The sequence below is a fragment of the Pseudomonas sp. NMI542_15 genome, assembly GCF_021283425.1.
Taxonomy (GTDB): Bacteria; Pseudomonadota; Gammaproteobacteria; order Pseudomonadales; family Pseudomonadaceae; genus Aquipseudomonas; species Aquipseudomonas fortuita.
The window spans coordinates 84,325-96,418 of sequence record NZ_JAJSRO010000020.1 but is presented as its reverse complement, the minus strand read 5'-3'; the positions used below and the strand labels follow the sequence as shown (position 1 = coordinate 96,418).

The 12,094-nt window shown below is 64.5% G+C and carries 8 protein-coding genes and 2 pseudogenes; 7 read left to right on the top strand and 3 right to left on the bottom strand.

What is annotated here, in order from left to right; genetic code table 11:
* Nucleotide 1: 1 nt before the first annotated feature.
* Together LU684_RS23700 and rlmKL are read right to left on the bottom strand one after the other, a co-directional pair.
* Entirely contained in the window at nucleotides 2–2,395 is a 2,394-nt protein-coding gene (locus LU684_RS23700) for a sensor domain-containing diguanylate cyclase (RefSeq protein WP_232895097.1), read from the bottom strand.
* Nucleotides 2,396–2,489: 94 nt separating this feature from the next.
* The gene (rlmKL, locus tag LU684_RS23695; protein ID WP_232895095.1) at nucleotides 2,490–4,685 is read right to left on the bottom strand and encodes a bifunctional 23S rRNA (guanine(2069)-N(7))-methyltransferase RlmK/23S rRNA (guanine(2445)-N(2))-methyltransferase RlmL; all 2,196 of its coding nucleotides are present in this window, start codon (nucleotides 4,683–4,685) and stop codon (nucleotides 2,490–2,492) included.
* 561 nt (nucleotides 4,686–5,246) lie between these two features.
* Between rlmKL and rmf the strand changes: the two genes are divergently transcribed.
* Nucleotides 5,247–5,462 carry a ribosome modulation factor gene (gene rmf, locus LU684_RS23690; protein ID WP_003248687.1) on the top strand — a complete coding sequence of 72 codons (216 nt, stop codon included), beginning with the start codon at nucleotides 5,247–5,249 and terminating at the stop codon, nucleotides 5,460–5,462.
* Between the two features lie 96 nt (nucleotides 5,463–5,558).
* Here rmf and LU684_RS23685 read toward each other — a convergent pair whose 3' ends face one another.
* A complete protein-coding gene (locus tag LU684_RS23685; protein ID WP_060519036.1) occupies nucleotides 5,559–6,584 on the bottom strand; it encodes a quinone-dependent dihydroorotate dehydrogenase in 1,026 nt (341 codons plus the stop codon).
* 144 nt (nucleotides 6,585–6,728) lie between these two features.
* Here LU684_RS23685 and LU684_RS23680 point away from each other — a divergent pair, with 144 nt between their 5' ends.
* The 6 genes and pseudogenes from LU684_RS23680 to LU684_RS23660 form a co-directional block, all read left to right on the top strand.
* Nucleotides 6,729–7,943 (top strand): CmpA/NrtA family ABC transporter substrate-binding protein, encoded by a 1,215-nt coding sequence (locus tag LU684_RS23680; RefSeq protein ID WP_024717345.1) that lies wholly within the window; start codon nucleotides 6,729–6,731, stop codon nucleotides 7,941–7,943.
* Nucleotides 7,944–7,954: 11 nt separating this feature from the next.
* Entirely contained in the window at nucleotides 7,955–8,530 is a 576-nt protein-coding gene (locus LU684_RS23675) for an ANTAR domain-containing response regulator (protein WP_016485598.1), read from the top strand.
* Nucleotides 8,531–8,836: 306 nt separating this feature from the next.
* Complete coding sequence (locus LU684_RS23670) at nucleotides 8,837–10,048, top strand: nitrate/nitrite transporter (RefSeq protein ID WP_016485597.1); 1,212 nt, start codon at nucleotides 8,837–8,839, stop codon at nucleotides 10,046–10,048.
* Between the two features lie 9 nt (nucleotides 10,049–10,057).
* Nucleotides 10,058–11,728: a bifunctional protein-serine/threonine kinase/phosphatase gene (locus LU684_RS23665; RefSeq protein ID WP_016485596.1), complete on the top strand. Its 1,671-nt coding sequence runs from the start codon at nucleotides 10,058–10,060 to the stop codon at nucleotides 11,726–11,728.
* A 27-nt stretch (nucleotides 11,729–11,755) separates the two neighbouring features.
* A pseudogene (locus LU684_RS30830) lies at nucleotides 11,756–11,858 on the top strand (SAM-dependent methyltransferase); the annotation flags it as partial.
* Nucleotides 11,846–12,016 (top strand): annotated as a pseudogene (locus tag LU684_RS23660) (uroporphyrinogen-III C-methyltransferase); the annotation flags it as partial. The pseudogenes LU684_RS30830 and LU684_RS23660, both read left to right, overlap by 13 nt.
* Nucleotides 12,017–12,094 lie beyond the last annotated feature (78 nt).

Below are 12,094 nucleotides of genomic sequence, written 5' to 3'. Positions count from 1 at the left end.
GCTAACAGGCCGACTCCCCCTCCACCCGGTCCCGCCCGGCCTGTTTCGCGATGTAAACACCCGCATCAGCCCGTAGCAGCAAGGCATCGGCACCCTCCCCCGGCCGCCAGCCAGCCACACCAAAACTCGCGGTCACCTGGCCCACGCCTTCCACCGGCAACGTGCGCACCCCTTGCCATAACTCAAGCGCTAACAACCGCGCCTGCTCAGCATCACTGCCCGGGCACAGCACCATGAATTCTTCCCCGCCCAGCCGGCAGAACACATCAGTACGCCGCAAACGCTGGCCGATACGCTGGCACAAGCTGCGCAGCACGCGATCGCCCATGGCATGGCCGAAGCGGTCGTTGATGCATTTGAAGTGATCGATGTCGAGCATGATCACGGCCAGCGCCAAGCCTTCGCGCTGGGCGCGTTCCAGCTCAACCTTGAGCCGCTCCTGAAAGTAGCGGCGGTTATGGATGCCCGTCAGCGAATCGGTCACCGACAACGCCCTCAATTCCTCCTCCACGCCCTTGAGGTCGGAGATATCCGTCAGGTAGCCATGCCACAGCGTGCAGCCTTGCTCACCCACCTCTGGCGTCGCTTCGCCACGCACCCAGCGTAGCCCGGCACGCGGCAGGCATACCCGGTATTCCTCGCGCCAGGGCGCCAGGTGCTCGGCCGAATAACGCACCGAGCGGCGCACGCGGTCCAGGTCGTCGGGGTGGATACGCTCGAACACCAGCGTGGCATCCTCGCGCAGCTGCTGCAGGTCGACTTCATAGATGTCGTACAGCCCTTGGCTGGCATAGGGAAAGCACGAATGACCATTGGCATCGAGGCGATACTGGTAGATACCGCCCGGCACCTCGGCGCTGAGCTTTTCCAGCAGTCGGTCACGCGCCGCCAGCGCCTCATGCACCCGACGCCGCTCGGTGACATCAATGCAGATGGCCAGATAGCCCACCCACAAACCCTGTTCATCCAGCATGGCGGTAACCAGCATGTTGGCCACCAGCTGACTGCCATCGGCGCGCAACAATGTCCACTCCCCAGGCTCGGCACCCTGCGCTTGAACCGTTTCGGCGAACATGGCCTGACCACCGGCGATCGTGCGGCCATAGCGCAGGCTCAGCGCCTGAGCCCGCTGGCTCAGTTCTTCGGGCAGCACCAGGTGGTCAAGGCGAAGCTGGCCGATCGCCTCGCTGGCCGGATAACCGAGCATACGCTCTGCACCGGCATTGAACGTACTCACTACACCCTTGAGGTTGGTGGCAATGATCGCCACTTGAGTGGCCGCATCCAGCACGCTGCGCAACTGGTTGTGGGTACCTCGCAGCGACTGCTCGCTGACCCGCAGTTCGGCGGTGCGCTGCTCGACCAGGGCCAGGGCGCGCTGGCGCTGGCTGAACAGGTTGTACAGCAAGGCGCTGAGCAGCAGGCTCAACAACCCGCCCAGTAGAACGACTGCCAGCACAGCTGACGAACGATTAGCCTGCAAGAAGGCCAGGCTCGGCAGGATGCTCAACTCAAAGCGATGGTCGGCCAGCTGCAACACTTGGTTGCTGGCCAGCGACAAGGGGGCTGCCTGGTTCAGCGAGTCGAACATCACTTCCGGCCCTTGCAACCCGGACGGATCAACGATACGCACCACCAGGTTGTCATCCGTCGCCACTGGCCGCCCATCGCTCACCAGCTCGCGCATGCTCAGCAAGGCCATGACGTAGCCTGCTGCTGCGCCATGCTCGTTTGCGTCGGAAAACACCGGCGCCACCAGCAGCAGACCACGCGCGTACGAAGGAATATCGTACAAGGCCAGGGGTTCTGACACCGCCATGCTGCCAGGCCCGAGTGCGCGCGCCAGCGCGGCCTGGGCCGCACCTTGGCCGGCAAGATCCAGCCCATACGGCAGCCCGGGCATTTCACCCGATTGGGTATACAGCACAGGGAAGTAATGGTCGCGCTGTGGCGCGGGGCGCCACTGGCCTTGCGCGTCCTGGTCACGGATTACATAGCCCGGGCCCGAATGCTCACGCGCATGGCGCTCGAACTCGGCGCGTTGCGCAGCTTCGACGCGGGGCGCCCAGGCGTAGGCCAGCGTGCGCTGCAGCAACGGCCTGGCGTAACCGTCAAATTCAAGTGAGGTGACTGTGTTGGAAAAGCCGAAGAACCGCCGCAGGCCGTCCAGGCGCTGCTGCTGTTCATCGAAGCGTTCAGCAATGCGGCTGAAGCGCTCGCTGGCCAGCAACTCGAAACGCTGGCGCAACTGCTGCTTGTAGACACCCTGCGCGGCAAGCGCCAAGGCGGCCGTCAACAGGCCGCCCGCCACCAAGACCACCAGCGCCACCGCCCAGGCGGACACCGCTTCTGTGCACAGGCCAGATAACCGCGCACGCACGCCACACTTTGACATACACCCATCTCGTCACGTCAGCGTCCTGCGGATTAGCTTGCCCTGCCCTCATTTATAGCTATTGGCCATCAGCCGCGCAACGTACCTCGTCGGCTCAACGCAATTGCAGACGCCAGGCGCGGTGGATGCGGTTGTTACGGGCAAAGTCCGGGTCCAGGGTCTGGGCGGTGATTTCCTCCACGGCATAGCGTGCCATCAGGTGCTCGTCGAGCTGGAACTTGCGGAAGTTGTTGGAGAAATACAACACCCCCTCCGGCGCCAGCCGAGCCATGGCCAGGTCCAGCAGTTGCACGTGGTCACGCTGCACATCGAACACGCCTTCCATGCGCTTGGAGTTGGAGAAGGTTGGCGGGTCGATGAAGATCAGGTCGTAGCTGTCGCGGTTGCTTTCCAGCCAGGCCATCACATCACCCTGCTCCAGGCGGTTGCGCTCGGAGAAGCCATTGAGCGCCAGGTTGCGACGCGCCCAGTCGAGGTAGGTTTTCGACAGGTCGACACTGGTGGTGCTGCGCGCCCCGCCCTTGGCTGCATGCACCGACGCCGTAGCGGTGTAGCAGAACAGGTTCAAGAAACGCTTGCCGGCAGCCTCGCGCTGGATGCGCATGCGCATCGGACGGTGGTCCAGGAACAGACCGGTGTCGAGGTAGTCGGTGAGGTTGACCAGCAGCTTGACGCCACCTTCGTTCACTTCCTGGAAGCGGCCCTCGGTGGCCTGGCGCTCGTACTGGCGGGTACCACTCTGCCGCTCGCGGCGCTTGAGCACCACGCGCTGCGGCGAAATGCCCAGTGCCTGAGGGATCGCCGCCAAGGCATCGAGCAGGCGCGATTGGGCCTTGTCCGGGTCGATCGAACGTGGCGCAGCGTATTCCTGCACATGCACCCAGTCGTGGTACAGGTCGACTGCCAGGGCGTACTCGGGCATGTCGGCATCGTACAGGCGGTAGCAGTCCACCTGCTCGCGACGAGCCCACTTGCCCAGTTGCTTGAGGTTCTTCTGCAGACGGTTGGCAAACATCTGCGCCCCTTCCGACAGACGCGCCGGCTCGCTGGCTACCGACGGTGCCTGTTCGCGGACTTGCGCGCTTTCGGGCGGTGCCTCGCGGCGCTCGCCCGTCACGAACTGGTCAGGCTGCACCTTGAACAGCAGCAGCTTGCACGGCAAGGCGCCGTTCCAGAACGCGTACTGCTTGTGGCTGCGAATACCCATGCGCTTGCCCAGCTGCGGCGCGCCGGTGAACACCGCCGCCTCCCAGCCCATGCACGCCTGACGCAGGCGCTCGCCCAGGTTCTGATAGAGGTACAGCAAGCTGGCTTCGTCACCCAGGCGCTCGCCATAGGGTGGGTTGCTGATGACCAGGCCTTTCTGGTTCTGGTCCGGGCGTGGTTCGAAGGTGCTGACCTCGCCCTGATAGATCTTCACCCAGTCGCCCAGCCCGGCACGCTCGACGTTATTGCGGCCCGGCTGGATCAGCCGCGGGTCGGCCTCGTAGCCACGGATCCACAGCGGTGGCTTGGCCAGGCCGGCCTGCGCCCGCGCCTGCGCCTCGTCGTGCACCTTGCGCCACAGCGCCGGCACGTGGCCGAGCCAGGCACTGAAGCCCCAACGCTCACGCTTGAGGTTGGGCGCGATATCGGCGGCGATCATCGCCGCTTCGACCAGGAAGGTGCCCACACCGCACATCGGGTCGGCCAGCGCGCCACCTTCGGCGGCAATGCGCGGCCAGCCCGAGCGGATCAGCACCGCCGCCGCCAGGTTTTCCTTCAGCGGCGCAGCCCCTTGCTGCAGGCGGTAGCCACGCTGGTGCAGGCTGTGGCCGGACAGGTCGAGGGAAAGGATGGCCTCACCACGGTCCAGGCGCAGGTGCACACGCACGTCAGGGTCGATTTTTTCCACCGACGGGCGCAGGCCTTCGCGGTTGCGCAGCTTGTCGACGATGGCGTCCTTGACCTTCAGCGCACCGAAGTGCGTGTTGTCGATGCCCGAGCCATGGCCGCTGAATTCCACCGCCAGGGTGCCGTCGGCAGCCAGGTGGTCGGCCCAGTCAACCGCGTTCACGCCGTCGTAAAGGTCGTCGGCGTTCTTCATGGAGAAGCGCTTGAGCACCAGCAGCACCCGGTTGGCCAGGCGCGACCATACGCACAGGCGGTAGGCGGTTTCCATGTCGGCGGCGCCGCGGATGGCCGAGGTGTGCTCACGCACCTCGTCAAGGCCAAGGCCCTTGGCCTCCTCGGCAAGCAGGCTTTCAAGGCCTTTAGGGCAGGTGAGGTAGAGTTCGAAACGGTCCGACATGAGTATTCCAGAGCCTTGGGCTATTTGACTGACGAGGCGACGCATCGCCCCGCGATGTTTGCCCGCATGCCTTTCCAGCAGGCGTGCGGGTGGCCCCTTTCGGCACATAAGCGTGCCGCGAAGGGCCGGGCCGCCTGACCGATCTGCGCTCGGCCCAGTGGCAAAGACAGCTTAGATCATCAGGCAGTACAAAAAATTCTGGCGATGCCGGGGCCTGTGTGACCCTTCGTCGCATTTCAAATTATTTCTGCCACCCGCCAGAGACGCTGGCGAAATGACGTCAATCATCAGCAAACCCCGATCATAGCGGGCCAAACCTCAAATAAGGTTAAGTCGCATTTATTTACTTATCCCCTGACCCTATGAAAGGTTACGTGCTTATGACAAATCGATCATTCACACCGTGACTCGCATTCGTTAGAACTGGTCTCAGGCCGCTTCGCAACGAGGCGGCACTTTCAGCTCGCCACGCCGGCAGCGAGCGCAAACCGGCAGAAAGACTCTGCCCGGCCTCAGAGAGGCCGACGGGACATTACAGTCAACAAGTGAGGGCAACACCCTATGAGAAGACTTAAGCGTGATCCGTTGGAAAGAGCATATTCACGTGGCTACCAATATGGGGTCACCGGCAAATCCCGCGAACTTTGCCCCTTCAATCTTCCTTCTGTTCGCCAAGCCTGGATCAACGGCTGGCGCGAAGGTCGCGGTGATAACTGGGACGGAATGACTGGCACCGCTGGTATCCATAGACTCAACGAAAATCACGCCGTTGGCTGATCGAGGACACTGAATTCGATTTACCATGCACGCCCCATCCGGGCGGCGGGCGAAGGCCCAGGGGCCCCTTGAAGGGGCCCTTTTTTTGTCTGCCGATCAAACCCGTGGCATTGCCGCGATAGCGTCCACCGCCTCGCGGACAAGTGCCGGCCCCTTGTAGATGAAGCCCGAATAGATCTGCACCAGGCTCGCCCCGGCGGCGATTTTCTCGGCAGCGTGACGGCCTTCGGTAATGCCACCGGCAGCAATGATCGGCAGTTTGCCGCCCAGTTCACCTGCCAGCACCTTGACGATGTGGGTGCTCTTCTCCAGCACTGGCGCGCCCGACAGGCCGCCCGCCTCGCCACCATACGGCAGCCCTTCGACACCTTCACGACCCAGCGTGGTGTTGGTGGCGATCACCGCATCCATGCCCGATTCCATCAGGGCGGCGGCTACCAGCGCGGTTTCTTCGTCACTCATGTCCGGGGCAATCTTGATGGCCAGCGGCACGCGCTTGCCATGGGTAGCGGCCAGCTGCTCACGGCGCACGGCCAGGGCATCGAGCAACTGCTTGAGCGAATCGCCGAACTGCAGGCTGCGCAGGCCGGGGGTGTTCGGCGAGCTGACGTTGACGGTGATATAGCTGGCGGCGGTGTACACCTTGTCCAGGCAGATCAGGTAATCATCGACGGCACGCTCCACCGGGGTGTCGAAGTTCTTGCCGATGTTGATGCCCAGCACGCCCTTGTAACGCGACGCACGTACCCGGTCGAGCAGGTTATCAACACCCAGGTTGTTGAAGCCCATGCGGTTGATGATGGCCGTGGCTTCCGGCAATCGGAACAGCCGCGGCTTGGGGTTACCCGGCTGCGGCCGCGGGGTGACGGTGCCGATTTCGACAAAACCGAAACCCAGCTGGGCGAAACCGTCGATGGCTGCGCCGTTTTTGTCCAGGCCGGCAGCCAGGCCCACCGGGTTGGCGAAGTTCAAGCCCATGACCGTGACCGGCAATGCTGCCGGCTGCTTGCACAGCATGCCGTTAAGGCCAAGGCGGCCACCGGCACCGATCAGGTCCAGGGACAGGTCGTGGGAGGTTTCCGGAGAAAGCTTGAACAGCAGCTGGCGGGCCAGGGTATACATGGGCAGGCAAGGCTCGGGGTAAGTGAGGGGGCGATTATAGCCACCGTGGCGCTGGCAGGACAGCAAATCATGGGCCAGTGCAGCCCTGGCACATCGGTTGCACCGGTTTGGCCCACAGCCTAATCAGTACAGGCGAGGAACCTTGTGAACACTGTACCCCGAGCAACGCCCCTGGCCTGGGTCAACGGCAGCGATGCGCCCGAGAAGCCCAGCCTGAACATCGGCTACATGGCCCTGACCGACTGCGCCTCGGTGGTGGTCGCGGCCACCCAGGGCTTCGCCCAACAACACGGACTTACCCTCAACGTCCACCGCCAGGGCTCCTGGGCGGGGCTTCGCGACAAGCTGGTCAGCGGCGAGCTGGACGCGGCGCACTGCCTGTATGGCCTGGCCTACGCCGTGCATCTGGGGATTGGCGGGGTACCCGCCAGTGATATGGCCGTGCTCATGGGACTGAACCAGAACGCCCAGGCCATCAACCTGTCCCCGGCGCTGCAGCGCAAAGGCGTGACCAACCCTGAAGCACTGGCGCGGCTGGTGCACCAGCAAGGCGCACGGCTGACCTTCGCCCAGACCTTCCCCACCGGCACCCATGCCATGTGGCTGTATTACTGGCTGGCCAGCCAGGGCATCCACCCACTGCGCGACGTCGACAGCGTGGTGGTGCCACCGGCACAGATGGCCGCACACATCCAGGCCGGTCGCATCGACGGCTTCTGCGTGGGCGAGCCCTGGGCCGCTGATGCGGTCGCCAAGGGCCAAGGCTTCACCCTGGCCACCAGCCAGTCGATCTGGCCGGACCACCCGGAAAAGGTCCTGGCCTGCGCCCGCGCCTTCGCCGAACAGTACCCCAACAGCGCCCGCGCCCTGATCAAGGCAATCCTCGCCGCCAGCCGGTTCATCGAGCAAAGCCCGGAAAACCGCCGCAGCACCGCGCAACTGCTCAGCGGCAGCGCTTATCTGGATACGCCGCTGGCGAGTATCGAGCCACGCCTGCTCGGCCACTACCAGGATGGCCTGGGCAACCACTGGCAAGACCGGCATGCCCTGCGCCTGTTCGACCACGGCCGGGCCAACCTGCCATACCTGTCCGACGGCATGTGGTTCATGACCCAGTTCCGCCGCTGGGGCCTGCTGCGCGAAGACCCCGACTACCTCGGCGTGGCCCGCCAGGTACAGCAACTGGCACTGTACAGCGAGGCGGCGCAAAGCCTGGGCGTAGCGTGCCCTTCGCTGCCGATGCGCAGCAGCCTGCTGATCGACGGCACCTGCTGGGACGGCAGCGACCCCTACGGCTACGCCCGCAGTTTCAGCCTGCATGCATTGGGCGACCTGCCCGAAGCCCGCGTCGGCGTGTGAGGGAGACCTACATGTTGCGCATCCTGCTGATTGACGACACCCAGCACAAACTTGGCCGCCTCAAGGCGGCGCTGATCGAGGCGGGCTTCGAGGTCACCGAAGCCCCAGGCTTGACCATCGACCTGCCCGCCTGCATCGAAACGGTGCGCCCGGATGTGGTGCTGATCGACACCGACTCACCTGACCGTGATGTGATGGAACAGGTGGTGCTGGTCAGCCGTGACCAGCCACGCCCCATCGTGCTGTTCACTGACGAGCATGACCCCGGGGTGATGCGCCAGGCGATTCAGGCGGGCGTCAGTGCCTATATCGTCGAAGGCATCCATGCCGCCCGGTTGCAGCCCATTCTGGATGTGGCCATGGCCCGCTTCGAAAGCGATCAGGCACTGAAGGCGCAGTTGGTGGCACGCGACCAGCAACTGGCCGAACGCAAACGCATCGAGCAGGCCAAGGGTTTGCTGATGAAAATGAAAGACTGCAACGAAGAACAGGCCTACACCCTGATGCGCCGCCAGGCCATGAGCCGGCAGCAGAAGCTGATTCAGGTGGCAGAGCAGATCATTGCCATGCATGAAATGCTCGGCTAGCAGTGCAGGCCTTTGTGGGAGCGGCCTTGTGTCGCGATAGGGCTGCGCAGCAGCCCCGGCAATCTCAGCGGCGAAGCTGAAATCATGGGGCTGCTGCGCAGCCCTATCGCGACACAAGGCCGCTCCCACAAAGTCCGCGCTGCTCGATATTCCGAATTGGCCCGGCTCTTGCTGATGTATTTGCACCGGTAGCCAACGGCGGTTGCCCCACTTAAATCCCGACAAAGACGTCGCTCTCCCCTCCACCTCCGTGGAGCGGGTAGCGGCGTCTTTTTCGTTCCGCTGCATTGCCAAGTGAGGTGTTCGATGAGTACCAGCTTCTGGAAATCCGGGCATGTGCCCACGCTGTTCGCTGCGTTTCTGTACTTCGACCTGAGCTTCATGGTCTGGTACCTGCTGGGCCCGCTGGCGGTGCAGATTGCCGGTGACCTGCAACTGAGCGCACAACAACGGGGCCTGATGGTGGCCATGCCGATCCTGGCCGGGGCAGTACTGCGCTTTGCCATGGGCGTACTGGTCGACCGCCTGTCGCCCAAGACCGCCGGCGTGATCGGCCAGGTGGTGGTGATCGTCGCGCTGGCGGTGGCCTGGCACTTCGGCGTACACAGCTATGAACAGGTGCTGCTGCTGGGCATGTTCCTCGGCTTTGCCGGCGCTTCGTTCGCCGTATCGCTGCCGCTGGCGTCGCAGTGGTACCCGCCGCAGCATCAGGGCAAGGCCATGGGCATTGCCGGCGCCGGCAACTCCGGCACAGTGTTCGCCGCCCTGCTGGCGCCGGCGCTGGCCGCGGGTTTTGGCTGGAACAATGTGTTTGGCTTTGCGCTGATTCCTTTGACACTGGCGCTGGTGGTGTTCGCCCTGCTGGCGCGCAACGCCCCGCAGCGCCCAAAACCAAAGGCCATGGCTGACTACCTCAAGGCCCTCGGCGACCGTGACAGCTGGTGGTTCATGTTCTTCTACAGTGTCACCTTCGGCGGCTTCATCGGCCTGGCCAGTGCCCTGCCTGGCTACTTCAGCGACCAGTACGGTTTGAGCCCGGTCACCGCTGGCTACTACACCGCGGCCTGCGTGTTCGCCGGCAGCCTGATGCGCCCTCTCGGCGGTGCCCTGGCCGACCGCTTCGGCGGTATCCGCACCTTGCTGGGCATGTACAGCGTTGCAGCCATCTGCATAGCCGCAGTCGGTTTCAACCTGCCGTCTGCCGCCGCCGCCCTGGCGCTGTTCATCAGCGCCATGCTCGGCCTGGGCGCGGGCAACGGCGCGGTATTCCAGCTGGTACCGCAGCGCTTCCGTCACGAAATCGGCGTAATGACCGGGCTGATCGGCATGGCCGGGGGCATCGGTGGCTTCCTGCTGGCCGCCGGGCTTGGCACCATCAAACAGCACACCGGCGATTACCAGGTGGGGCTGTGGCTGTTCGCCAGCCTCGGCCTGCTGGCCTGGTTCGGCCTGCACGGCGTGAAACAGCGCTGGCGCACCACCTGGGGCTCGGCTGCAGTCACTGCGGCGCGGGTCTGAGGCACCTCGATGAGCCTGCAACTGAGTTTCGCCCAGGCCAGCGCCACCGGGCCGCGCGAGGAAAACCAGGACGCCCTGCGCCTGGTTACCCCAGCGCCAGAGCTGGCCGCCAGCAAGGGCTACCTGTTCGCCCTTGCCGACGGCGTCAGCCAATGCGCCGATGGTGGCCTGGCAGCACGCGCCAGCTTGCAGGCGCTGGCCCTGGACTACTACGCCACCCCCGCCACCTGGAGCGTGGCCCAGGCCCTCGACCGCCTGCTGCTGGCACAGAACCGCTGGCTGCGTGCCCAAGGCAGCGGTCAGCCATTGTTGACCACCCTCAGCGCACTGGTGCTGCGGGGCCGGCGCTTCACCCTGGCCCATGTTGGCGACTGCCGTGTGTACCGCTGGCACGCCGGGCACCTGCAGTGCCTGAGCGAAGACCACGTGTGGGACCAGCCGGGCATGCAGCATGTGCTGAAACGCGCGCTGGGCCTGGACCAACACCTGCTGGTGGATTATCTGGAGGGCGAGCTGCAGGCGGGTGAATGCTTCTTGCTGGTCAGCGACGGCGTCTGGGCCAGCCTGGGCGACCAGCATATACAGGCGGTGTTGCGTGAGCAGCCCGACCTGCAACTGGCCGTCGACACGCTGGTTACCAGTGCGCACCTCAATGGCAGCCAGGACAACGCCAGTGCCTTGCTGGTGCAGGTCGAGCAACTGGGCACGGCCAACCTCGGCGACACCCTGGCACAGCTGCAGCAGGGGTCGGTACCCGGCCCGCTGCGCGAAGGCCAGGTGATCGATGGCTGGCTCACCGAACAGCTGCTGTCACACAGCCGCCAGTCCCTGGTCTACCGGGTGCGCGACGGCCAAGGTCAAGCGTGGCTGCTAAAAACCCTGCCTGCCGCACGCGAGCAGGAGCCAAAAGCGGCGCAAGGACTATTACTGGAGGAGTGGTTCCTGCGCAGGGTCGCTGGCCGACATTTCCCCGAACTGCATGCCGCCAGCCAGCGCCAGCACCTGTACTACGTGATGCGCGAATACCCCGGCCAGACCCTTGCAACGCTGCTGGCCGAACACGGCCCGCTGCCCTTGCCACAGTGGCTGGAAATGGCCCGGCAACTGCTGCAGGCGGTTGGCGTGCTGCACCGGCGCAACCTGCTGCACCGCGATATCAAGCCAGACAACCTGCACTTGGGCAGCGATGGCCAGCTGCGCCTGCTGGACTTCGGCCTGGCTTACTGCCCAGGCCTGTCCGAAGACCCGCTGCACGACGTGCCCGGCACACCCTCGTACCTCGCCCCGGAAGCGTTTGACGGCCAACCGCCCAGCCCGCGCCAAGACCTGTATGCCGTGGGCGTGACGCTGTACCGTCTGCTGACCGGTCACTACCCGTATGGCGAGGTGGAAGCCTTCCAGCGCCCGCGCTTCGGCCAGCCAGTCAACGCCGCGCGCTACCGCCCCGACCTGCCGGAATGGCTGCAGCACAACCTGCAACAGGCGGTGGCCGCCGACCCGGCGCAACGCTTCGAAACGGCCGAACACTGGTTGCTGCTGCTTGAACGCGGCGACCGCCAGGAGCTGCCCACCCGGCCACGGCCACTGCTGGAGCGTGAGCCGCTGAAGGTATGGCGCACCCTGGCCTTGCTGTCCCTGCTGTTCAACCTGATTTTGCTGTTCAGCCTGCTAAAAGGCTGAGCGGACCCTGCCGATGAGGAATACCTGATGAGTGCAAAAGTCTGGCTGGTGGGTGCCGGCCCTGGCGACCCTGAACTGCTCACCCTCAAGGCGGTACGCGCCCTGCAACAAGCCGCAGTGGTGATGATCGAGAATGCCTCGATGCCGCAGCAGCGGGAGTGCAGGAGCGATGTGCGGGGCATGGTTGAAGATGCGCGTGGGTTTGGCTTGCGTAGCCCGGCGATTCTGGTGATTGGGGAAGTGGTCGGGGAACAGCAGGCTCTGGAGCTGGTTTCAATCGCGGGCTGAATACCCTTCACTGCAGGAGCAGGCTGTGAGGCCGGTTAAAACCCAGGCAAAGAAAAACCCGGCCGAGGCCGGGTTTTT

Coding starts and splice junctions, on each gene's coding strand:
- LU684_RS23675 (WP_016485598.1), top strand. CDS start 7,955: ATGTTGCGCATCCTGCTGATTGACGACACCCAGCACAAACTTGGCCGC.
- LU684_RS23685 (WP_060519036.1), bottom strand. CDS start 6,584: ATGTATACCCTGGCCCGCCAGCTGCTGTTCAAGCTTTCTCCGGAAACC.
- rmf (WP_003248687.1), top strand. CDS start 5,247: ATGAGAAGACTTAAGCGTGATCCGTTGGAAAGAGCATATTCACGTGGC.
- LU684_RS23700 (WP_232895097.1), bottom strand. CDS start 2,395: ATGTCAAAGTGTGGCGTGCGTGCGCGGTTATCTGGCCTGTGCACAGAA.
- LU684_RS23665 (WP_016485596.1), top strand. CDS start 10,058: ATGAGCCTGCAACTGAGTTTCGCCCAGGCCAGCGCCACCGGGCCGCGC.
- LU684_RS23670 (WP_016485597.1), top strand. CDS start 8,837: ATGAGTACCAGCTTCTGGAAATCCGGGCATGTGCCCACGCTGTTCGCT.
- rlmKL (WP_232895095.1), bottom strand. CDS start 4,685: ATGTCGGACCGTTTCGAACTCTACCTCACCTGCCCTAAAGGCCTTGAA.